Annotated in this window: 21 protein-coding genes and 3 pseudogenes; 12 read left to right on the top strand and 12 right to left on the bottom strand. The window is 66.6% G+C overall.

What is annotated here, in order from left to right:
• Nucleotides 1–202: 202 nt before the first annotated feature.
• The gene (locus ACX9MN_RS09785; protein ID WP_408903037.1) at nucleotides 203–2,113 is read right to left on the bottom strand and encodes a PAS domain S-box protein; all 1,911 of its coding nucleotides are present in this window, start codon (nucleotides 2,111–2,113) and stop codon (nucleotides 203–205) included.
• Between the two features lie 28 nt (nucleotides 2,114–2,141).
• Nucleotides 2,142–2,921, bottom strand: coding sequence for a Crp/Fnr family transcriptional regulator (locus ACX9MN_RS09780; RefSeq protein WP_408903036.1), 780 nt, complete (start codon nucleotides 2,919–2,921; stop codon nucleotides 2,142–2,144).
• A 233-nt stretch (nucleotides 2,922–3,154) separates the two neighbouring features.
• On the opposite strand from ACX9MN_RS09780, the gene ACX9MN_RS09775 reads away from it, so the two are divergent.
• A complete protein-coding gene (locus tag ACX9MN_RS09775; protein WP_408903035.1) occupies nucleotides 3,155–3,421 on the top strand; it encodes a DUF6894 family protein in 267 nt (88 codons plus the stop codon).
• Between the two features lie 93 nt (nucleotides 3,422–3,514).
• On the opposite strand, the pseudogene ACX9MN_RS09770 reads toward ACX9MN_RS09775, so the two are convergent.
• Nucleotides 3,515–3,712 (bottom strand): annotated as a pseudogene (locus ACX9MN_RS09770) (NAD(P)H-hydrate dehydratase); the annotation flags it as partial.
• 72 nt (nucleotides 3,713–3,784) lie between these two features.
• Nucleotides 3,785–4,114 carry a hypothetical protein gene (locus tag ACX9MN_RS09765; protein WP_408903034.1) on the bottom strand — a complete coding sequence of 110 codons (330 nt, stop codon included), beginning with the start codon at nucleotides 4,112–4,114 and terminating at the stop codon, nucleotides 3,785–3,787.
• A gap of 116 nt (nucleotides 4,115–4,230) precedes the next feature.
• On the opposite strand from ACX9MN_RS09765, the gene ACX9MN_RS09760 reads away from it, so the two are divergent.
• Entirely contained in the window at nucleotides 4,231–4,986 is a 756-nt protein-coding gene (locus ACX9MN_RS09760) for a Crp/Fnr family transcriptional regulator (RefSeq protein WP_408903033.1), read from the top strand.
• A 78-nt stretch (nucleotides 4,987–5,064) separates the two neighbouring features.
• Nucleotides 5,065–5,565, top strand: a complete 501-nt coding sequence (locus ACX9MN_RS09755) for a DUF6894 family protein (protein WP_408903032.1) — start codon at nucleotides 5,065–5,067, stop codon at nucleotides 5,563–5,565.
• 50 nt (nucleotides 5,566–5,615) lie between these two features.
• Here ACX9MN_RS09755 and ACX9MN_RS09750 read toward each other — a convergent pair whose 3' ends face one another.
• On the bottom strand, nucleotides 5,616–5,975 hold the full coding sequence (locus tag ACX9MN_RS09750; protein WP_408903031.1) for a hypothetical protein: 360 nt from the start codon (nucleotides 5,973–5,975) through the stop codon (nucleotides 5,616–5,618).
• 29 nt (nucleotides 5,976–6,004) lie between these two features.
• On the opposite strand from ACX9MN_RS09750, the gene ACX9MN_RS09745 reads away from it, so the two are divergent.
• The 3 genes and pseudogenes from ACX9MN_RS09745 to ACX9MN_RS09735 all read left to right on the top strand — a co-directional run.
• Nucleotides 6,005–6,304 (top strand): hypothetical protein, encoded by a 300-nt coding sequence (locus tag ACX9MN_RS09745; protein ID WP_408903030.1) that lies wholly within the window; start codon nucleotides 6,005–6,007, stop codon nucleotides 6,302–6,304.
• A gap of 220 nt (nucleotides 6,305–6,524) precedes the next feature.
• On the top strand, nucleotides 6,525–6,890 hold the full coding sequence (locus tag ACX9MN_RS09740; RefSeq protein WP_408903029.1) for a hypothetical protein: 366 nt from the start codon (nucleotides 6,525–6,527) through the stop codon (nucleotides 6,888–6,890).
• 197 nt (nucleotides 6,891–7,087) lie between these two features.
• Nucleotides 7,088–8,069 (top strand): annotated as a pseudogene (locus ACX9MN_RS09735) (IS481 family transposase); the annotation flags it as partial.
• A gap of 98 nt (nucleotides 8,070–8,167) precedes the next feature.
• Here the strand turns inward: ACX9MN_RS09735 and ACX9MN_RS09730 are convergent.
• From ACX9MN_RS09730 to ACX9MN_RS09715, 4 genes are all read right to left on the bottom strand, one after another.
• Entirely contained in the window at nucleotides 8,168–8,821 is a 654-nt protein-coding gene (locus tag ACX9MN_RS09730; protein WP_408903028.1) for an NrsF family protein, read from the bottom strand.
• On the bottom strand, nucleotides 8,821–9,228 hold the full coding sequence (locus ACX9MN_RS09725; RefSeq protein ID WP_408903027.1) for a sigma-70 family RNA polymerase sigma factor: 408 nt from the start codon (nucleotides 9,226–9,228) through the stop codon (nucleotides 8,821–8,823). Before ACX9MN_RS09725 ends, ACX9MN_RS09730 begins: the two co-directional genes overlap by 1 nt.
• Before the next feature lie 296 nt (nucleotides 9,229–9,524).
• Nucleotides 9,525–10,205, bottom strand: coding sequence for a DUF1223 domain-containing protein (locus ACX9MN_RS09720; protein ID WP_408903026.1), 681 nt, complete (start codon nucleotides 10,203–10,205; stop codon nucleotides 9,525–9,527).
• A 279-nt stretch (nucleotides 10,206–10,484) separates the two neighbouring features.
• On the bottom strand, nucleotides 10,485–11,162 hold the full coding sequence (locus ACX9MN_RS09715; protein WP_408903025.1) for a glutathione S-transferase family protein: 678 nt from the start codon (nucleotides 11,160–11,162) through the stop codon (nucleotides 10,485–10,487).
• Between the two features lie 541 nt (nucleotides 11,163–11,703).
• Between ACX9MN_RS09715 and ACX9MN_RS09710 the strand changes: the two genes are divergently transcribed.
• Nucleotides 11,704–11,961, top strand: a complete 258-nt coding sequence (locus tag ACX9MN_RS09710; RefSeq protein ID WP_408903024.1) for a hypothetical protein — start codon at nucleotides 11,704–11,706, stop codon at nucleotides 11,959–11,961.
• A gap of 251 nt (nucleotides 11,962–12,212) precedes the next feature.
• Entirely contained in the window at nucleotides 12,213–12,437 is a 225-nt protein-coding gene (locus tag ACX9MN_RS09705; protein WP_408903023.1) for a nucleotidyltransferase family protein, read from the top strand.
• 578 nt (nucleotides 12,438–13,015) lie between these two features.
• Here the strand turns inward: ACX9MN_RS09705 and ACX9MN_RS09700 are convergent.
• Nucleotides 13,016–14,158 carry a patatin-like phospholipase family protein gene (locus ACX9MN_RS09700; RefSeq protein WP_408903613.1) on the bottom strand — a complete coding sequence of 381 codons (1,143 nt, stop codon included), beginning with the start codon at nucleotides 14,156–14,158 and terminating at the stop codon, nucleotides 13,016–13,018.
• 171 nt (nucleotides 14,159–14,329) lie between these two features.
• Between ACX9MN_RS09700 and ACX9MN_RS09695 the strand changes: the two genes are divergently transcribed.
• A complete protein-coding gene (locus ACX9MN_RS09695; protein ID WP_408903022.1) occupies nucleotides 14,330–14,779 on the top strand; it encodes a hypothetical protein in 450 nt (149 codons plus the stop codon).
• 294 nt (nucleotides 14,780–15,073) lie between these two features.
• On the opposite strand, the gene ACX9MN_RS09690 is transcribed toward ACX9MN_RS09695, so the two are convergent.
• Nucleotides 15,074–16,291: a DUF3095 domain-containing protein gene (locus ACX9MN_RS09690; protein WP_408903021.1), complete on the bottom strand. Its 1,218-nt coding sequence runs from the start codon at nucleotides 16,289–16,291 to the stop codon at nucleotides 15,074–15,076.
• A 1,096-nt stretch (nucleotides 16,292–17,387) separates the two neighbouring features.
• Between ACX9MN_RS09690 and ACX9MN_RS09685 the strand changes: the two are divergent.
• Nucleotides 17,388–17,776: pseudogene (locus tag ACX9MN_RS09685) on the top strand (transposase); the annotation flags it as partial.
• 61 nt (nucleotides 17,777–17,837) lie between these two features.
• Here ACX9MN_RS09685 and ACX9MN_RS09680 read toward each other — a convergent pair.
• Nucleotides 17,838–18,359, bottom strand: a complete 522-nt coding sequence (locus ACX9MN_RS09680; RefSeq protein ID WP_408903020.1) for a MarR family winged helix-turn-helix transcriptional regulator — start codon at nucleotides 18,357–18,359, stop codon at nucleotides 17,838–17,840.
• A 168-nt stretch (nucleotides 18,360–18,527) separates the two neighbouring features.
• On the opposite strand from ACX9MN_RS09680, the gene ACX9MN_RS09675 reads away from it, so the two are divergent.
• Together ACX9MN_RS09675 and ACX9MN_RS09670 are read left to right on the top strand one after the other, a co-directional pair.
• A complete protein-coding gene (locus tag ACX9MN_RS09675) occupies nucleotides 18,528–18,836 on the top strand; it encodes a hypothetical protein (protein ID WP_408903019.1) in 309 nt (102 codons plus the stop codon).
• 79 nt (nucleotides 18,837–18,915) lie between these two features.
• Nucleotides 18,916–19,443 carry a YkgB family protein gene (locus ACX9MN_RS09670; RefSeq protein ID WP_408903018.1) on the top strand — a complete coding sequence of 176 codons (528 nt, stop codon included), beginning with the start codon at nucleotides 18,916–18,918 and terminating at the stop codon, nucleotides 19,441–19,443.
• Nucleotide 19,444: the final 1 nt, after the last annotated feature.

Below are 19,444 nucleotides of genomic sequence, written 5' to 3'. Positions count from 1 at the left end.
AGGGGTGTCGTGGGCGCACCTTCCATCCCACGAGTCGCATCGAAGCCGTTTCGGGTTGCCCTTTGTGGAAGAAGCGCCGGCCTTCGTTCAAGCCCGATCACGGACGGCAAGCCGCCGTGCCGTACCGAGGGATTCGGGCGGAAGGGGCCGTCTCACGCCGCGGTGCTTGCGAAAGGACGCCCCGCCCCGCTCGCACCCGTCGTCATCGCCCCGCGTCGTTGCTCCCCTCCGGTACCGGGCGGCGCTCCTGCACGGCGGTCAACGGTGCCTCCAGCGCGCAGACCAGGCCGCCCGGCGCGTAGGTCAGCCGGGCCTCGCCGCCGGTTTCGGCCGTGAAGGTGCGTTCGATCAGCCGCGAGCCGAACCCCTTCCGCCCGGGCGGCCCTGACAGCGCCGGCCCTCCGCTCTCCGCCCACGTCAGGCGGAAGAGCGGCTCGCCCTCGGCCCGGTGCTCGACCTGCCAGCACACGTCGACCGAACCGCCCGCATTCGAGAGCGCACCGTACTTGGCGGCGTTGGTGCAGAGCTCGTGCAGGACGAGGACCATCGACAAGGCGACCCTCGCCGTCAGGAGCACGTCGGGCCCGCCCCAGCGCAGGCGCAAGGGGTCGGCGTGGCGGTGCGGCGCGAGCGCTCCCTCGACCACGTCCGCGACGGGTGCGGCCGTCCAGTCCACGGCCGTGAGGATGTCGTGGGCGCGCCCCAGCGAGATCAGCCGCGCCTCGAACGCCCGTCGCGCCTCCTCCGGGTCGGGCGCGCCGCGCAGCGTCTGCCCGGCGATGGCCTGGACCAGCGCCAGCGTGTTCTTGATCCGGTGCTGCAACTCCCCGGCGAGCAGCCGCTGCCGCTCCTCGGCCCGCTTGCGCGCCGTGACGTCGAGCACCGTCCCGACGAACCGGGTCGCGCGCCCGTCCTCGACGAAGCGGCGCCCGCGCGCGGCCACCCACCGCTCGACCCCGTCCGTGAGGCCGAGGGTCCGGTACTCCACGTCGAAGTTGCCGTCGCCCGCCGGGTCGAGCGCGGCCTGGACCGCCGCGTCGGTTGCGGCGCGATCCTCCCGGTGCAGGCCGGCGACGAACGTGTCGTAGGTGACGGGCGCCCCAGGCGGCAGGCCGAACAGCGCCCGCACCCGGTCGTCCCAGACGAGCGCGCCCGTGGTCAGGTCGTAGTCGAAGACGCCGATGTCGGTCGCCTCGATGGCCAGCCGCAACTGATCCTGCGCCTCGCGCAGCACCGCCTCGTTCCGGCGCTGGTCGGTGCGGTCGCGCAGGATCTTCAGGAAGCCGACCGGTGCCCCGTCCCCGTCGCTGAGCGGCATCATCTCGCCGCTGGCGAAGAACCGCTCGCCGTCCTTGCGCAGGTGCCAGCGCTCGCCCGAGGCGCGCCCGTGCTCCAGGGCCAGCCGCATCTCGGTCTTCGGCCTGCCGGCTTCCCTGTCTTCGGGCGTGAAGAACACGTCGGCGGGATCGCCAAGCACCTCGCCCGCGCCCCAGCCGAGGATGCGCCGCGCCCCCTCGTTCCAGCGGGTGATCCGGCCGCCGCAGTCCGTCGCGATGATGGCATAGTCGGTGGCGCCGTCGAGGATGCGGTCCTGCAACCTGCCCTGCTCGCGCAGCGCCCTGGCCATCGCGAGCAGGCTCATGACCTGACGGGCCAGCGTCTCCAGGCTGTCACCCTGATCGGCGGTGAGCCCCCCGGGACGCGGCGCCGTGTCGAGCACGCACACGGTGCCCAGGATCTCGCCGGTGGGCGTGCGCAGCGGCGCGCCGGCGTAGAAGCGCAGGTGCGGCGCGCCGGTGACCTGCGGGTTGCCGCGGGTGCGTGGGTCGTCCGCCAAGTCGGGGATCACCAGCAGGCCCGCGGTCAGGCCCAGCGCGTGGCGGCAGACCGAGTGGCTGAGCGGCACCTCGCAGGCGTCGGTGCCGACCTCCGCCTTGAACCAATGCCGGTCGCCGGCCACGAGGCCGACCTGCGCCATCGGCGTCCCGCAAAGCCGGGCCGCGAGGCGCGCGACGTCGTCGAACGCCCGCTCGCGCGCCGTGTCGAGGACGCCGTAGCCGTCGAGCGCCCGCAGACGCCGGGGGTCCCGGACCGGGTCGTCCGATCCCGTCACCGGGCCGTCAACGCGATGAAGGGCAGACTCACGACGCACGGAGCCCCCCACACTCCTCTGTCTTGGGGCGCAATTGCAGCAGGGTGCCGCCGGGACTGTACAGGGCGCCGAGCACCCGCTGGAAGTGCCGCTTGATGGCCCCGTGGCACTCGCAGGCCGCCTGCTCCATGTCTCCGCGGTTGCAAACCGTGATGCGGCCGCGGCGAACCTTCACCAGGCCTCGGTGCTGCATGTCGCGCAGGGTTCGGGTCAGGTACGAGCGTTGGACCCCGAGGAGCTCGGCCAGCATCTCGTGCGTGATGGGCAGCGTGTCGCCGCCGAGCCGGTCCTGCAGGGCGAGCAGCCAGCGCGCGCAGCGCTCCTCGATGGGGTGGCTGGCGTTGCAGGCCACCGACTGCAGCACCTGGGCGAGCAGGCAGTCCGAGTAGCGGGTGAACAGATTGCGCAGCGGGCGGGACGCGTCCTTGACGGCTTGGAGCTTCATGGTCGGCATGCGCAGCACGGGGCCGCCCACCTGGACCACGGCCTGGCTGAACGCCGGCAGCGACCCTTGGCTGACCACGCCGCCGATGGCGCCCTCGTGGCCGACCGCGGCGGTCTCGACGCTGCGGCCGTTCTTGAGGACGATCACGAGGGCGGCGACGCTCTGGCCGACGGGGAAGGAGATGTGGGTGACGTCCTGGTCGACCTCGAACAGCACGTCGCCGCGTTTGCACTCCCGGAGCTCCATGTGGGGCGCGAGCAGAGCCCGGTCCTGCGGACGCAGGGCGGCGAGGAGGAGATTGCCGCAGAGGTCGTCGGGAGACATCGGGTGGCGCCGTTCGTAGGAACTGCAAAGCCGCGTACCGAGAGCCGGGGCACGTGTCTGTTCAGTTATGCACGGATGCCACGAAAATACCTCAATCGCGGCAGCCTTCAATAATTTGTGAAACCACAGCCGGTTAGGCGCGATATCGGCACGACGGCGACGTCGCGATGCAACCAAGGCCGTGCGGCCGATTTGATGGCATCGGATCCTGAGCCCGGACGCAGTCAACGCCCATGCCGCGCTACTTCATCGACTACGAAGAAGGCGCCAAACGCCTCGTGGACGAGGAGGGAACGGAGTACCCGGACCTCACTGCGGCGCGCGACGCCGCGATTGCGGCGCTGCCCGACATCGGTCGGGATGCTCCGCCATCCGATGGCAAGCGCCGCTTCGTGGCCAGCATTCGCGACGCGCAAGGCCGAATGCTCTGCACCGTTACCCTGAAGCTCGACGCGGATTGCGACCCCGGGCCGCCGGGTGGAAGCGGTCGGCAGGACTGATCGGACGCAAATGGTTCGCCGAAGGCGGTCGGCGGGACGCTCGGGCCGCCCCGGCGCTCCCGAAAGGTCCGGGCACGGGATGGTCTGCAGGCCTTATCCCGACGTGACCTGCAGCAGCCGCGGCACCTCGCCGCAGAGCTCGCGGGCCGGGAAGCCGACCGCGGCGGCCAGCCGCCTACCGGTCTCGCTATGCAGGAACACGCCCCACAGGGCGGCGACCATCGGCGCCAGCTCGCGCGCGAGCAGGCCGACGACGACCCCGGCCAGGACGTCTCCCGTGCCCGCGGGTCGCCAGGCCGACGCCGCCCTCGTAGAGCCAACGCGAGCCTCGCGGGTCCATTATCCAGGTCTTGGCACTCTTCATCACCACCGTCCCGAGCACGTCGGGGTCGCGAGCGCCGCATCGAGCGGGTCCGCCTCCATCGCCTCTCGGCTCCGGTCCAGGAGCTGCGCCATCTCCCCGGCATGCGGCGTGATCACCAGCCATCCCGCGTGCCGACGGACGTCGCCGGCACGTGGAGCGAGCCCGCAGACCGCAGCCGCGTCGAGGATGAAGAAGGCCGTCGGTCCATCCTCGACCATGCCGAGCCCGATCAAGAGCGCATCGCAACCCTTCGTCACCTTCAGCAGGCATTCCGCCGCGCGTACGGCGTCCACGCCGCCCTCCGAGGTCTCGGGCAAGCCGACGGCCATCGCCTCAAAGTCCGGATAACCGGAAAATTGGTATCCATGGCCTGGAACGCGACCGCCTCTCGCGCGATCTGATCCATGTCAGATCTCAGCCTGTCGACCGTCACCGTCACGTCGCCATGCCAACGCCCGCGTTTGCCGCTCCCGAACACCCGCTGACCCCGCTCCTGCGCAAGCTGGGTAGCCTCACCCGCCTCTCCGCTCGTGACAAGGCGGCGGTGCTGCGCCTGCCGGTCCACCCGCGGGTGTTCACCGCAGGACAGGACCTCGTGAGCGAGGGTGACCGACCGACCCAGTGCTGGTTGATCGTCGAGGGCTGGGTTCAGCGATACAAGATTTTGACCGGCGGACGGCGGCAGATCTCCGCCTTCCACGTCGCCGGCGACATGGCCGACTTGCCCAGCCTCCACCTGCCGGTCATGGATCACAGTCTGGGCGCGGTCACCAACGTCGCGGCCGTCGCCATCCCGCACGAGGCGCTGCGCAAGCTCCTGGAGCGCCATCCGCACTTCAACGCCCCATTCTGGCGCGACACCCTGGTCGACGCGGCCATCTTCCGCGAGTGGGTCGCCAACGTCGGGCGCCGCCCGGCCTACCAGCGGCTCGCGCACCTGTTCTGCGAGCTGTACCTGAAGCAGGCCTCGGTCGGCCTGGCCCACGACCACCGCTGCCCGATGCCGATGACCCAGGTGGACCTCGCGGATGCGAGCGGCCTGACCAGCGTCCACATCAACCGCACCCTGCGCGATCTGCGACGCGACAGGCTGATCGACTTGAAGAGCAAGCTTCTCGTCATCCACGACTGGACGCGGCTGGTCGAGGCGGCTGAGTTCGACTCGACTTACCTGCAGTTGGATCGCCCCCTGGCGGCCTGAACCGCGTCCCCTGCCGGTTGTCGCCCGGAGGTGGGCGAAGGCCATGGGTGCGTGCCGCTCCCCGGACCTGGACGCCTGATGCCGCGCTACTTCTTCGACACCGACGACGGCGACGATCCCCTCCACGACGACGAGGGCATGGACCTTCCGGATGCGTCCGGAGCCCGCGACGCGGCGATAGGCGCGCTGCCGGACATGGCGCGCGACAAGTTGCCGACGGTGAGCGGCACATCCTCACGGTCCGGCTGCGTGGCGCAAGCTGGGCCGTCATCTACTCCGCCACGCTTGACCTCGTCGGCGAGTGGCACGCCCCGCGGGCAGGATCCTAGGCTGGTCGGCTCGCGAGTGTCCGAACCCGGGCGGGAGCGCGTCGCGCGATCAAGGCGAGGCCCGTCGTTGAGCCAAGCATCGTCCGTTCGCTCGAACCGGGCGGAAGACACCATGCCGGGCCAGGTCGCCGACCGCGGCCGGATTGGTTCTCGAAGAAGCTGCGGAGGGGGAACGACGTCGCGCCAAAAATCGCCCTATCCGGATTCTGGTGCGGAATGCACGAGAAGTTGCGCGGCGCGATCCGGATAGCCGAAGGTCTTGGCGTTCGCACGGAAAAGCCGCATATCGGGTCGATGACGTCAGGCGTAGCGACGAACGATTTCAGCATGCGTCGACGCCCAGGTGACGCGCCCGTCGATAGGGCCGCCGTCGAGATCATGATCGATGCCGAGAACGAGGCGCTTTCCCAGGTCATGGGCCTGCTTGCGCGGGGCGTTCCCTTCGAGCGATGGAGGCCCGATCTCACGGGCGCCCTTGCCGGGGCGTTGCATCTCCGTGACGGCAATCGGCGCGAGCTCGCGAAGGCATCCAGATCGTCGCGTCACCTCTTCGAGGCCATGCCCTCCCCGCTCGACGACGTCGTGCCGACCTTCGACCGGCTGGCGGACCGGCTCCGGGCCGACCTTCCTGGGCTTGTGGCTTACGAGGCCGGGATGCACCTTGTTGATTACGACAGGGTGGCGGACACATGGACGAGAACCGCAAGGCAGGATTCGCCGAGGCGGTCGACGTCCTCCGCCGGCTGCTCGAGACGGTCGTGACCCTCGGCGGCACTGCGTTGTCGGCACACGAGATACGAAGCCAGACCGACGACGTCGACTTGCATCTGTCGGAAGTCGACGACGACGCCTTGGCGCAGCAGGACGGCAGAAAGCGCTTCGGCGAGCGCTTCAAGATCGACGCGACCCCGGTGAACACGATCTGGGGTGGGATCGCCATCGGTGACATCGAAGAATCGCCCGCGGTGGATCATATCGAAGTGCCGTGACGGCAGGTCGTCGTCCGCGCGTTGGACGTGGGGACGCTCTACGTCGTGAAGGTGGCGGCCGACCGGCCGAAGGACCGGATAGACCAGGGCTTGATCTCGCGGCATATCGAGTACGAGAAGATCGTCGGCCGCGCCAACAGGCTTTTCCGCCTACGGCGACCGCGAGGGATTCCCCGCTTTCGCCGAGCGCCTCGCCCGATGCCTCGCTTGTGACTACTCGATGCCGCTGGCGGACGTCGATGCGGATCCAGCGCTGTCGGAAACCTTCCGTCAAAGGGCTTCGGAGTGTCGAAGGGTTCTGGAGGCCAGCTTCATGCTCGCGCTGCGATCCCTCGTGAACAGGAGGCCCGACCTTATCGACGCCGACCCAGAGCGGCCGGACCGCCTCCTGTTCGACGCGGCCGCGGCTGGCGCACCGGAGGAGTTGCTCGGCGTCGTGGACTTCAATCGGGACGAGGTTTCGGACATCGCGACGGGTGTCCTCAAGGCGCACGACCCGAAACGGCACCTGACTTGGCTCGCCCGCCGTAGAACCAAACCTGCCGAGAAGCGAGATCCGGACCCCGGCCCCGATTTCGGAAGGTGACCCTCGCGACAATCTTCTACGTCGAGACCGTCCAGAGCCGCATGAGGCTTTCCCCGAGCCCGGCCACGATGATCCGGGATTATGCCTAGCTGTCTGGTAGTGGAACGTTGTTGGGATCGGGTGCGTTGGGCCATTGAGGAGCATGCTTGGCGCTTTGACGGCTGCCGTGGCCGCGGCTCCCGCCGGAGGGCCCGCTGATGCTCGCCATCCACCCCCAAGCTCGCACCACCCCGGCGGTTCGCGCCGAGATCGCCCGCTCATCCGAGCGCTCCGGCGTGCTGGCCAAGCGCTACGGCGTCTCCACCGAGACCATCCGCAAGTGGCGCAAGCGCGGACCTGCCGATTGCCAGGACCGCTCGGCCCGGCCGCATAAGCTGCTGAGGACAAGCCAGCGATGAGGAGCGCGCCATCGTGTGCGCGCTCCGCCGCAGCACCGGCTTTCCGCTCGATGATCTCACCTTCGTGGTCAGCCACTTCCTGCCGCACCTGAACCGGGACGCGGTCTACCGCATCCTCAAGGCCGAGGGCCTCAACCGGCTGCCGCCCGCCGAGAAGGCCCGCAAGCCGCACAGCGCGTTCAAAGACTACGAGGTCGGCTTCATCCACGTGGACGTGAAGCACCTGCCCAAGCTGCAGGATCGCGACCGCGTCTCGCGCAAGCGCTACCTGTACGTCGCCATCGACCGCGCCTCCCGCTCCGTGCACCTGGCCGTCAAAGACGACGAGACCACCGCCTCGGCCGTCGCCTTCCTCGACGAGGCGCTCGGCGCTTTTCCCTTCAAGGTCACGCACGTGCTCACCGACCGCGGCTCGTGCTTCACCGCCGACGCCTTCGAGCACGCCTGCAAGCGGCACGGTGTGCAGCATCGCATGACCAAGCCCTACACGCCGCGCACCAATGGCATGGTCGAGCGCTTCAACGGTCGCGTGCAAAGGGAGGTGCTGGGCATCACGCTCTGGAGCCACCAGGATCTTGAGACGCTGCTGGCTGGCTTCAACGTCGCCTACAACGGCCGCCGTCAGCGCGTCCTGAAAGGCCGCTCACCCGACATGGTCCTGCGCGAGCGGCTAAAGGCGAAGCCTGAGCTCGCCAAGCCCGTCACCAAACCGCCGGACCCGGATGCGCTCCCGAAAGCCCTCAAGGTAGTCGCACGCGCCAAGGAGGTCTCGCATCCAGACACCGCCGAGAAGGGCGTGTGTGGCTGGTACGCCGGATCGAGGCGGAGCGGGAGGCTTCGCTGTCGGGGGATCATCCCCCGCGCTCAGGCCTCGCAGGATCAGCTTCGTCCTGCGAGCAGGGGACCGGCCAGGATCCTGTTGAGTCCGATCACGCCGAGCAGGACGGCGGCGTGCAAGGCGAGATCCGTCGCGGTGGCGTCGTAGGGGTGGAACGGCATCAGCATTGTCGCGGCGACCGCGGCGACGGCCAACCCTCCCAACGCCGCCGTCAGGTTCGGCCGAAGCGGGCAGGCCCGGCGCACCATGACGACCATCAGCGCCGAGAGCGGCACCGACACACAGACCAGGACACCGAGGCACATCCTCATGTCGTGGGGGCCGGAGATGCCGGTGCCGGGAACAATCCGACCGTACAGGCAGCCCAGGCCGCTCGCGCCGATCCACAGGACGACGGCGGGCAGCGGCAGCAGCGCCCAAGCGCCGGAGCGTCCCGGCACGGCGGTGGCGAAGGCGGAGAGGGCTGCGGTCACCGCCGTCGACATGGCCCCGAGCGCGGCGAGCATCAGGTTCGGTGCGCGCATCCGGATCAGAAGATCGCCCGCATCCATCCGTGTGGCTAGGATCAATCCGACGAGCATCGCCCCCCCGAACCAGAACACGGCACGGACGCCCGGCGCAGGCAGCGGTCGCACGGGTTTCAAACCTTCTGCGAGGTCCGCGACAAGCTTGTCGTGAGGGCTGAGCGTGACCATCACTCCTTCTCCTGGATCAGGCTGGTGCGCAGAGCCTCGATGGCTCGGTGCAGGTTGACCTTCAGCGCTCCCTTGCTGCGGCCGATGAGCCGCGCGGTCTCGTCCAGCGACAACTCGCGCAGGCCGAGATGCTCGATCGCCTGACGTTGGCACTCCGCCAGGGCGGCGACTGCGCGAGCCAGTGCCATGCTTCGCTCGCCCGCCCCCGGCGCCGTGCCGGTAGCGGGGCCGGGATCGACCTCGGCGTCATAGGCCAGGGGATCGTGGACCTCCTGCGGACGGCGGCCCGCCCGCCTCACTCGGTCGATCCCCCGGCGTCGGGCAATCGCGTGCAGCCACGGCAGGAGGAGTCGGCGGGGGTCATAGACCGCTCTCGCCCGATGCACCGTCATGAGCGCGTCCTGCACGCCATCGTCCACTGCCTCGCCCCTCGCCCCTTGCGCCGGGCAATGCCCGCCACCATCGGCAGGCACGCCTTCAGGAGAACCCGGTAGGCCGCCGCGTCGCCGGCTTGCGCTGCCGCCATCAAGCGGGCGAGATCCTCTTCGACCGCCATCCGACTCCCGCCGATCCGTGCCCCGGTCCGCCTACGCTCTGCCTCGACAGCAGAGGTGATGACGAGGTGCGATGAGAAAGGCTCTCCGTCAGGTGGAGAAACGGCGGGGATCACCGGGCGACGGCCGGTTCGAGTGTCGCCGTCCGACTAAAGGCGTGCGGCGCCGAGGATGGTCCCGTCAGGTGCTTGGACCAGCACCGCCGCGGTCTCGCCTGCCGGTAGGGGTGTGCTGAGCGTCATCGCGGCACCCGACCATCGGCCGATCTCGCGCAGCGAACGCACGATGTTGGTCTGCTCGATCGTGCGACCGGCATTCTCGCCTCGCGCAACCCGCGTCGTGTGACTCGGGTCGAACCCGACCAGCACGACCGATCCGGAACCGCTCGCGGCTCCGAGTTTCACCGCCAAGCCGCCGCCATCCCGCACCAGGAAGACGGGGACCGATCGCCGAGCGCGTGCGCGTGCGACGGCGGCGCGCAACGCCGCCTCGTCGGAGCCGAGAACGTCCAGGTGACCATCGACGACGGCCTGAGGCGTGTAGCTCGAACCACGCAACCGCGCCGCGTAGGCGCTCTGACGCGCCGTCGCGGCCGGCAGGGAATAGGCGTCACGCCAATCCAGGTGGTTCCAGTAGGTCACGTGGAACGCGAGCGGCAGCACGTCCGCACCCTCGTGAGCGAGCCGACCGAGCAGCGCCTCGGCGGGCGGACACGACGAGCAACTCTGCGAAGTGAACAGCTCGACGACCACCGGGCGCTCAGCCGCGCCGGCAGGCCCCGAGACGGACGACAGGAGCACGGGGGCGAGAAGGGTTGCGGCGTATCGCATGGTCGAGGCTCCGAGTCGCGAGCGATGCAGGGGTGCTTCTCAACCGTTCGCCACGCCTTGGGCCGCGGTTACTCGTCTTCGTAGACGTAAAGTAGGAAATGATGCCGCGTCGCTTTACTCCGTGTCATCAATGAAGTGTTGACTTGATGCGGATGGCCGCTGGTGCTCCGGGCCGAACAGGAAGAGCCGACATTCGGCATGATGAAGTGAGCGGCATTTCCTGTTCGACCGACGTGGCGCCGTCAAGCCATATCGATCGAGGGTGCCTGACTCTTGATTTCATCCTTCGGCGATGTGCTTGAACATGTGAGCGCGCGCCTCGTCGTCCATCTCGGCTTTGAAACTGAAGCGGTCCTTCAACCCGAGCGCTCTCTGCGCAGCCGGACGCGCGGCGATCTCGTCGTGAAGGCGCTTCACGTTCGGCAGCTTGTCCCAAGCTTCCTCGCCGAGCACGAACGGCAGCATCCGTGCCCAACCCCAGACGCCCATGTCGACGATGGTGTAGGTGTTGCCGACCATGTACCGGCGACCTGCCAAGTGGCTTTCCAGCACGCCGTAGTGGCGGCGTGCCTCGTAGGCATAGCGCTCACGGGCATACGGCACTGGCTCGGGCGCGAAGTGCCGGAAGTGCACGGCCTGCCCTGAAAACGGACCGATCCCGGTGGCCACGAACATCAGCCACGACAGAAGCGGTCCCCGCTCGGCTGCACCGGCGGGTAGAAAGCGGCCGGCCTTCTCGGCGAGGTAGAGCAGGATCGCGTTGCTGTCGAAGACCGTGACCTCGCCGTCGACGATGGCGGGCACCTTTCCATTCGGGTTCACGGCGAGGAAGGCAGGCTCGAACTGCTGGCCGCGGCGGGTATCCACCGGCACGGGTTCATAGTCCAGACCGAGCTCCTCCAACAGGAGCGCGACCTTGCTCGGGTTCGGAGACAGGTTGAAGTAGAACTTGAGCATCACGTGCCTCGGGCAGCGAGGGCCTGAGCGTGTGCAATCCGGTTGGATCGGGGCAGCGCAGGCAGTCACCAGGTTGTGCCAGACCTCTCGCGGAAGCGAAAGCATCGGGTTTGGGCCGCACGCTGCACGGGTGGCCGTTCTTCGGAATCAGCCTTGAGATCGCCAGCGCTCGAAGCCAGCTGCCGTCACAGGCGTGGATGCTGATACTTCAGATTGTTTGCCCGGTCCATCGCCCTACAGACAGCTGCAACGAGGTTCGGCCTATAGCCATCCCGCGTCCCCGCCGGGCACCGGCACCGCATCATTTATGGCAGGCCCGGATTGATCCGTCGACAGGCTCATGTGCGCGGCCACACGCGGATCCATCGCTCCGCCGGCACTCATGGACATGGCGCGATCGTCGCGCCGCGGAGACCTCCAATGCCCAACCCACTCTACGCACTCGCCCCGGTGATCGGCACCCTGGCCGCCTTCTTCGGCCTGATGATTGTTGCCTACGCCTGAACATCCTCTGCCAAGCACCGTGTCGAGGAACACCGCCATGATCCGCTCCGCCCTTACTGTCGTCGCCCTTTTCAGCATCGCCACCCTCCCGGTTCGCGCCGCGCCGATCGACGCGCCGAGAGTCGTCGCAACCGCTGCACTGCCGAAGGCGCAGTTTCGCCACGTGACGATGAACGGAACCACGAAGCCGGCCGGCCTCTCCCTCGACGGGCGCAGCGGGACCACGCCGGACCTCGACCGCAAGAGCGGCGAGCTCCACCGGCTCCTCGCGACCTCGATCTGTACCGGCTGCTGACGGCCAGCACCGCGACGCCTCCCGTGTAAAGGGAACCTGAGTTTGGCATGCCCTACTGGTAAGCGGCCGAATTAACTGATCGACTCGATACGCTCACGTTCTTCTACGTCTGAATGTGGGTGCTTTGATCCTGCGACGGCTCGTCGAAGATCATTTGGCTTCCGAGGACCGGCAGCGCCCACTAACCCTCGTGGAAGTGATCTCCGCTCTCCGCGCGGAAGCCGGACCTCGACGCCCGGGGCAGCACCAGGATGTCCGTTTTCGGCTCTACTGCCCGCGGCGAGAACCGGCTCGATAGCGACATCGACATCCTGATCGAAGTATCACCGGATACCCGCATGTCGCTCACGGGTTTCGTAAGACTAAAAAGCGACTTAGCCGAGATCCTAGGTCATCCGGTCTATCTGGCGGAATGGCTAAATCTGGATCCTCGCTTCGCAGCGTCGGCGGAACGCGATGCTGTGGCAGTGTTCTGATGCCGCGCGACCTCGAACTGCTTCTCGAAGACATTCCGGACGCGGCACGTGGCGCTGTGCGATACGCCTCGGATCCGACCCAGAATGGCTTCGAGCTGATGCCGACGACCGATTGGGATAGGTACCGCCCCTCAAGAATGCTGTGACCGAGCTGAGAGAGATCGTGAAGAAGCCACTTGAGAATTTGAATAGTAGACACTGCGAAATCGATGGGAAAGGCATGGCCGGCGCCAGGAGATTCTTCACGCATCACTACTTTTGGGTCAACATGACGCGAATTTGACTTGTATTCTCCTGGATACTTCCCGACATAATCATTGTTTCGGAACAGAAAAAGCTTGCATCATTCAATACTAATCTTGCAAATAGTGGCACAACATACGGATTATGATAGCTCTTACGTTTGAAAGACGGTCCTCGCAAAGTGCGCCTTCCAATCGGACAGACATGCACACGAAAGCTCGAGCGAGAGGCGCGTCACGGTCGAGGCGATCAGTCGTTGCGATGCGCCTTCCGATCGGATTTGCGCCTGCGCGTCGTTCGCCATCCGTTCCACAAATTCTCCTCTCGCAGGCGCCTCATCGGGTGACCGCAGCCTGATCTGCCTCAGCCTCATGCAGTACGAAGCCTTCAAGAGGGTCGACCTCTCGTCTCCACGGCGCCTCGGCGAGCACACGCCGCGCGTGCAGGTAACCAGCCTCCTCACGCGCTCGTATCCCGTTCGGGCTGAAATCGATGTCGCGCATATGGTCTTCTGCCTCGAGCCGCGGTGCGAGTAGCCGCACCACGTGCATGCGGGTCAGGCAGCCATACGCCGTCAGTGCCTTGATCTCCGGCTCGGCCGCGACCTCTGCGGGAAGCCGGCGGGCGAGTTCCGCAATGACGTGGCGGAGCCGGTGCGTCTGCTTCTGACGGGCGATGTGGCTGTGAGCGCGGCTGGCGTATTGGAGATCCTTCTGACGGTTGACCACCTCCCAGATGGTCCGAGGTTCAGGGCCGGACGGGTTCCACATATGCACGACGAAGATGATCCCATCGCGCCGCGGGTTGTCATCGAACACCGCTTCGACGGGTGTGTTCGAAAGAATGCCCCCGTCCCAGTAGAGTTCGTCACCGATACGCACAGGAGGGAAGGACGGTGGCAACGCTCCGGATGCCAAGACATGACGGAGGTCCAGAACTTCATCGCGGCTGTCGAAGTAGCGCATCTGGCCGGTACAAACATGCGCAGCGCCGACCGTCAGCCTGCAGCCGCCGCCGTTGAGCTGCTTCAAATCGACGAGGTCGGCAAGCGTCTCACGCAGGGCCGCCATGGTGTAGTAGCCGACCGACTCAGGTGCGAGCGGCCAGTGAGGGTTTGCCAGCGCGAAGGGGTTGGGGGTGAAAAATCCTGCCACCCCCTGCATGATCGTGGACCAATGGGCGGCCATTGGACCGAAGCCAGGCCAAGCCGATAGCTGTTCGCGCAGGGCACCGTGCTCGATGCGGCGCCAGAACGTGCGGAGGCGTTCGAGGCGCTGCCCGCGTGAGTTGCCGGCGATCAACACACCGTTGATGGCACCGATGGAGGTGCCGATGACCCAGTCGGGATCGACTCCAGCCTCGTGCAAGGCGCGGTAGACGCCGACTTGATAGGCCCCCAGTGCGCCGCCGCCTTGAAAGACGAGAACGACTTGACCGAGGTCCCGAAGAGTTAGTGCGTCGGGGGCTGGCGCTTGCATTGGATCGGGTGGGTTCAAGTTCTGGTCCTGGGACACGACTCTTCAGCGAGGCAGCGGGCCACCGGCGCGCGAACCGGATCCGTAGCGGGACACAGAGCGACTCCGCTTCACCATAGGTGATGCCTCACGCGGTCCAGTCGAGGGCCGCCGATTGTTGAGCGGACCGCCGGCATGGCTACCAGAACCGAGCCGCCTCGGGTCGGGAGTAGCAACCGGCTTCTGGCGACCGCCGGTCGCACTGATGCGATCCCGAGCCGGTCCGCCCGTTTGCTGGCCGCTGCCGGTGTTTTGGGCGAGGGCAGGCCCCGAAAGGCAAAGAGCGAGCCCGGCGATGAGGACACGATCCATAGTGATCTCCGCATTTCGGTGCTTGCCGTTTCCCTTCCACTCCTTTCGCCTGGTCAAGCCACCCTGTTACGCGTCCTTTTTGGTCCATCATCGCGCGAACGCCAGAATGAGCCCGATGCGGACGGCTGGGATCAAGCTCTCCTGCCCGACACCGCCGTGACAGGCGCACTGCGCATCGCCGTGAAGGTTCATGAGGCGGACGCGATGTTCGCGGTCCTGTCGGCCGACCTCGGCGCCAGCGCGGTCACGCCTCGTAAGCCGATCCACACCTGAATGGACCGGCTTACGAGGCGTGGTCGGAAGGAGCTGGCACGGCGACGCTCGCAATGTCGCCAATGCACAATAGCGCATCCTTGTTCTGATTTTATCGAACGCGGGCTGGGCATCCCGGAAAGGGCCGCAAGCGGATCGCACAAGACGAGGAACGTCCCCAAGGCGGTCATGTTCGCATCCGCGTCGCCCTCGCTGTAGAGCGCATCGCGCTCCTCGCGCTACCCGAAGACTTGCCAGTCCCATGCGATGACACCGGAGTCGAAACCATCGCGCAAGGCTTGGATCAAAGATGGGTCAAGGCCGGCGAGGAAGGGGATGTTCGCTTTGTTCATCCTCGACCTGTTTCATTTGGAGGGCAGCGCGGGCATAGCCGCCGGAAGCGCCATCCACGAAGTGGAGGTGATCGGCACTGAGCGGCGACGGACTGATGCAGGTCACAATCGCCGAAGCCTGTTTATGAAGGCCGTAGCGCACGAGGCCGGCTCGCATCGCCGCCGCCAGTTGCGTTTCGATCGCGTCGACGGTCGCGGACGGGCACGCCACGGTGAGGCGCAGGCCGTCGTCGTACTTGCGGAAATCTGCGTTGGCCGCGAGTTCGCGACCGTAGGCGCGCGGCGAGAAAGGTCCGACCGGTAGTCCTGAGCGGAACAAAGCGAAAGACCAGCAGCGTTTCGTGAAGAGCAGGGCACTACGGAGAGCGAGCGAGCCCGCCAATGGGCCGGCGGCGCGCGCCTCTGTGCCGAGTCCGGCCCACGGCGGCCGCATGCGCGGGCCCTGTTCCGGGAGAGGCCGTCCCATGGCCGGGCTCGCTTCGACGGCTTCGATCAGGTCGGAGAGGACGGTGTGCAGACTTGTCCGGTCGACGTTCGGGCATGGCACGACGATGAGCGATAGGACGATGCCCTCGGAAGCCGGGACGGGCGCGAAGCGGCAGGACAGGCCAGTCAGGTCGGGCCTTGCCCCCCTGGGTGCAGGCGGAACCGAATACAGGCCCCGTTTCATCGCCGCCTCCGCCCAGGCGAGACCGCCGCCGGAGAACATCGCATAATCGACCTGTACGGAAGCACGGTATCGAGCTACGCGCAGGTCGCGCCCAGCCGCGCGCACGGCAGAGATTGGGATCAGCGCCGCACGCAGGTCGAGGTTGAGAGCCTCTCCGACCCAGGTCACCGTCTGGGAGAGTACCGCCTCCACGGTCCCACGATCCTCCGGCCGAACGAGCAGGCTCGCACCATCGCCGCCGAACACGAAAGGCACGTCGACGCCCGGCAGCGCGTTGCGCACCGCCGTGATCGCCGCAGCGCCGGCGAAGTTGACGGCGCGGTAACGCCCCTGCTCGATCGCAGCCGTCGAGCGGACCACATCCGACAATGCTACGAACCAGTCGTCGGGAATCGGCGCGTAGCGCGCCTCGTCGAGCACGTCGGCGAAGCGGTCGATGTAAGCAACCCCTTCGTAGCGGAACGGGAGTGAACCGGATGCGATAGCGTCACCCTGTTGGTAGGATGTCATGGCTAGATCGGAGCTTTCGGCCGGTGACCGGCAGTGTCGTCGCACCAACGGACAGGAAAGTCATGTAGTGTCCCTCGGTGCGATGACGTTGAAGCGCGGGATGGTAGGCCGATCCATTGCGAAGGCGGTTTACATCGCCGTCGGCTCGAATGGCTGACTGCGAAATCGTGTTCCCAAGCGATCCCTGGATTCGACGAGGAGACCATGGCTGGACCAGCGGCTGCGGGGCATAGGATCGGGCCGAACATGCGTGCTGACATTGAAGCCCTTCCTATGACAACCGCTTTACGATCGACCTCTGAGGCGCGTGTGGTTACCCGGCTTTCGTCGACCGCAGCGATCTTGTTACCTGAAGCGCGCGCAATGCCTCGGCTTCTACGCCGGGATGAACGCGACCCAGCCCGCGCTGCCGAACGGAGCGCGGATCTTTGGACTACCCCGATGGCGTTCGCGGACGGCCACAGAAATCGGATCGATCCCACACCCGACCAGGCGGACCTGCTCCGCAAACCCCGACTGCGTTTGCGCCGAGTGCAACCGTGCGCGTCGTGAACGCGAGGCGGCTTGGCGCGAGCATCGCAAGCGCATCCCTTCAAGATCTCGTCTCGTCGCCGGCTGGCACTTGTGCGCAGCCGCACGCGGATCCACCGTTCCACCGGCACTCAGGATCATGGCGCGATCGTCCCGCCGCGGAGAACCACGATGTTCGATCCTCTGTTGACCCTTCCCCTCGTCGTCGGCCTGCTCGCGGCCTTCTCTAGCGTGCTGGTCGTCGCCTCCATCTGAACGCCCCCTGCTTCGAACCACACCAGAACCGAAACCATGATCGGCATACCGCGATGCGAAGAGGCTTTCCGCCGGAGACGGAGCTTGCCCTGACGCCTCCCAGAATCTTCGCCATGTCGAGTTGCTTCATCGTCCAGGGCGTTTCAACACAGGTTAAGTCTTGGCTTAGCTCCAGCTCGTTGCCTTCACCTGTCCGCCGACTCATATGGGCGGGCGGCTTGGAATCGCTGCATCGACATTCTAGCGTCCGGACCCATAACGGCAGCGCCGTCCGCGGTGACGTGATTCACGGCCGCTGCTGGAGGAGCCGATGGATCACTTCTGGCGGACGGACGAGCAGTTTGCCAAGATCACCCCGCACCTGCCCACCGATGCGCGGGGCAAGGAGCGCGTGGACGACCGGCTCGAGATCACCGGCATCGTCCACGTGCTGAAATCCGGAGGACGTTGGTCGGACGCACTGCACTAGATCCACAAGCCGACGAGAACCGTCTACAACCGTTTCGTGCGCTGGGAAGCCAAGGGGGTCTGGGTCGGTATGTTTGAAGCCCTCTCCCAGGCTGGCGGACCGCCGGCCCAGGTTCTGATCGCCTTATGCGTGAAGGCCCACCGCTGCGCCGCCGGCGGCGAAGGGGGGAGCAGACTCAGGCCATTGGTCGCTCGCGAGCCGGACGAACGACCAAGATCCATGTGCTCACCATCGCATACACCTCGTCTCCTCCAAGTATCGACAACGATCATGCGGACGGCCTACTTGGTTTCAGACTTGATCACGGTCCGCCAACTTCGCCAACGCTCGGCGAAGCGAGCCCGCATTTGCCTCGCCGAGACGAGCCAAACACTCCGCCTGCATGTGCTCCCACAGTGGAACGGTTTCGTCGAGGCGGGCACGACCGACTTCCGTCAGGCGCACGCGCCGGGCACGCCGATCGTCCGGATCGGGTTCGGTCGTGATCAACCCACGCCGCTCGAGCAGCTTGATGTTGGCCGTGAGCGTGCTTTTATCGAGGGCAAGCTCATCGGCCAATTCACGCATCGTCGGTCCGTCAGCACAGGCGAGCACGGTGAGAAGTGTGAACTGCCAGTTCGAAAGACCGACGGCTCGGAACGCCGCGTCGAATTCGCGTCCGATCACGCGGGCGGCGCGCTGGACGGCGACGCAGATGCATGCCTGCTCGATGGCTGCAGCCGCGACGGGAGTCAGCTTGAAGGACGAGGGCACGTCGTGGTTCCAAACGGAAGCTGTTTCTAGGATTAGGATATAGATCAAGCGGGCGCTCATGCGAGCCGCCGAGCCTGATACCCAAGAAGTTTGATATCACAGCATGTGCGGCGGCGCACGTGCCCCGGACAAAAATAGTTTTATATAAAACCTGTCCAACGAGCGGCACCATTCGCCGCCTCGAACCAACCGCGGAAGAGACCCGCTCAGGCCCGACGGAGATCCAAAATGTTCATGCGCACGACGTCAGCGTTCACGGTCGCGTTGGCCTTGACCGCCACCACGTTGCCGGCCGCGGCCCAGCAGAGCCGCACCTTCACCGCCTGGGGCCACGAATTCGTCGCGCCGGAGATCGGCCCCCGGGAGGTCGCGCCCGCCGTCCCGAACGGCGCGGGCCCTGCTCCGTTGCGCAGCAACGGTCGGACCACCGCCTACACCGCCTCTTCCGGAAAGCCTGCGATCACGGCATCGACGGCTCGGAACCCGACGCGAGCCATCGACGTCCGGGGCGCCCGCTTTGAAGTTCCGGCGCGGTGATACGTCGTACCCTCTCCTGGACGGCGAAGGTGCACCTCGTCTCCGCCGGCACAATTTCGCAATAGAAAGCTCGACTCCCATGTCCAATCACTCTCTTGTTTCCGGCCGAAGCAGCGCCTTTGTCGAAGTCGGTCCGGCTTTGACTGCGATCGAGCGGTACGGAGATCACCTGACCCGAGCGGCGCTCTACGGTTCGCTTGCCGTCATCTACGCTTGGTTCGGGGGAATGAAGTTTACAGCCTATGAAGCGGAAGGACTGGTTCCGCTGGTCGGCAACAGCCCGCTGTTGAGCTGGTTCTACAGCATCTTCAGCGTGCGTTTCTTCTCGGATTTCCTCGGCGTGCTCGAACTCAGCATCGGCGCCCTCATCGCCGCGCGGCTCGTCAACCCCACGCTCTCCGCGCTCGGTGGTCTCCTGTCGGCCGGCCTCTTCGTCACGACCCTGAGCTTCATGGCTTCGACGCCCGGTGTCGCCGCGCCGGAGCTCGGCTTCCCCGCCATCTCGGTGTCGGTCGGTCAGTTCCTCCTCAAGGATGTCGGCCTACTCGCCATTTCGCTTTGGATTGCCGCCGACTCGCTCAAGACGATCCGTCACCGTCGCTACTGAT

This window comes from Methylobacterium sp. 1A (assembly GCF_058072805.1).
Note: the sequence above shows the minus strand (reverse complement) of the source record. Positions and strands in the feature narration are given on the sequence as shown.

Bases quoted from the DNA above. Each gene is read 5' to 3' on its own strand.
- ACX9MN_RS09780 (WP_408903036.1), bottom strand. From the start codon at position 2,921: ATGTCTCCCGACGACCTCTGCGGCAATCTCCTCCTCGCCGCCCTGCGT.
- ACX9MN_RS09710 (WP_408903024.1), top strand. From the start codon at position 11,704: ATGATCCGCTCCGCCCTTACTGTCGTCGCCCTTTTCAGCATCGCCACC.
- ACX9MN_RS09670 (WP_408903018.1), top strand. From the start codon at position 18,916: ATGTCCAATCACTCTCTTGTTTCCGGCCGAAGCAGCGCCTTTGTCGAA.
- ACX9MN_RS09760 (WP_408903033.1), top strand. From the start codon at position 4,231: ATGCCAACGCCCGCGTTTGCCGCTCCCGAACACCCGCTGACCCCGCTC.
- ACX9MN_RS09680 (WP_408903020.1), bottom strand. From the start codon at position 18,359: ATGAGCGCCCGCTTGATCTATATCCTAATCCTAGAAACAGCTTCCGTT.
- ACX9MN_RS09745 (WP_408903030.1), top strand. From the start codon at position 6,005: ATGGACGAGAACCGCAAGGCAGGATTCGCCGAGGCGGTCGACGTCCTC.
- ACX9MN_RS09720 (WP_408903026.1), bottom strand. From the start codon at position 10,205: ATGCGATACGCCGCAACCCTTCTCGCCCCCGTGCTCCTGTCGTCCGTC.
- ACX9MN_RS09765 (WP_408903034.1), bottom strand. From the start codon at position 4,114: ATGGCCGTCGGCTTGCCCGAGACCTCGGAGGGCGGCGTGGACGCCGTA.
- ACX9MN_RS09775 (WP_408903035.1), top strand. From the start codon at position 3,155: ATGCCGCGCTACTTCATCGACTACGAAGAAGGCGCCAAACGCCTCGTG.
- ACX9MN_RS09715 (WP_408903025.1), bottom strand. From the start codon at position 11,162: ATGCTCAAGTTCTACTTCAACCTGTCTCCGAACCCGAGCAAGGTCGCG.
- ACX9MN_RS09705 (WP_408903023.1), top strand. From the start codon at position 12,213: ATGTCCGTTTTCGGCTCTACTGCCCGCGGCGAGAACCGGCTCGATAGC.
- ACX9MN_RS09675 (WP_408903019.1), top strand. From the start codon at position 18,528: ATGTTCATGCGCACGACGTCAGCGTTCACGGTCGCGTTGGCCTTGACC.
- ACX9MN_RS09740 (WP_408903029.1), top strand. From the start codon at position 6,525: ATGCCGCTGGCGGACGTCGATGCGGATCCAGCGCTGTCGGAAACCTTC.
- ACX9MN_RS09700 (WP_408903613.1), bottom strand. From the start codon at position 14,158: ATGCAAGCGCCAGCCCCCGACGCACTAACTCTTCGGGACCTCGGTCAA.
- ACX9MN_RS09755 (WP_408903032.1), top strand. From the start codon at position 5,065: ATGCCGCGCTACTTCTTCGACACCGACGACGGCGACGATCCCCTCCAC.
- ACX9MN_RS09730 (WP_408903028.1), bottom strand. From the start codon at position 8,821: ATGGTCACGCTCAGCCCTCACGACAAGCTTGTCGCGGACCTCGCAGAA.
- ACX9MN_RS09690 (WP_408903021.1), bottom strand. From the start codon at position 16,291: ATGACATCCTACCAACAGGGTGACGCTATCGCATCCGGTTCACTCCCG.
- ACX9MN_RS09695 (WP_408903022.1), top strand. From the start codon at position 14,330: ATGGCTACCAGAACCGAGCCGCCTCGGGTCGGGAGTAGCAACCGGCTT.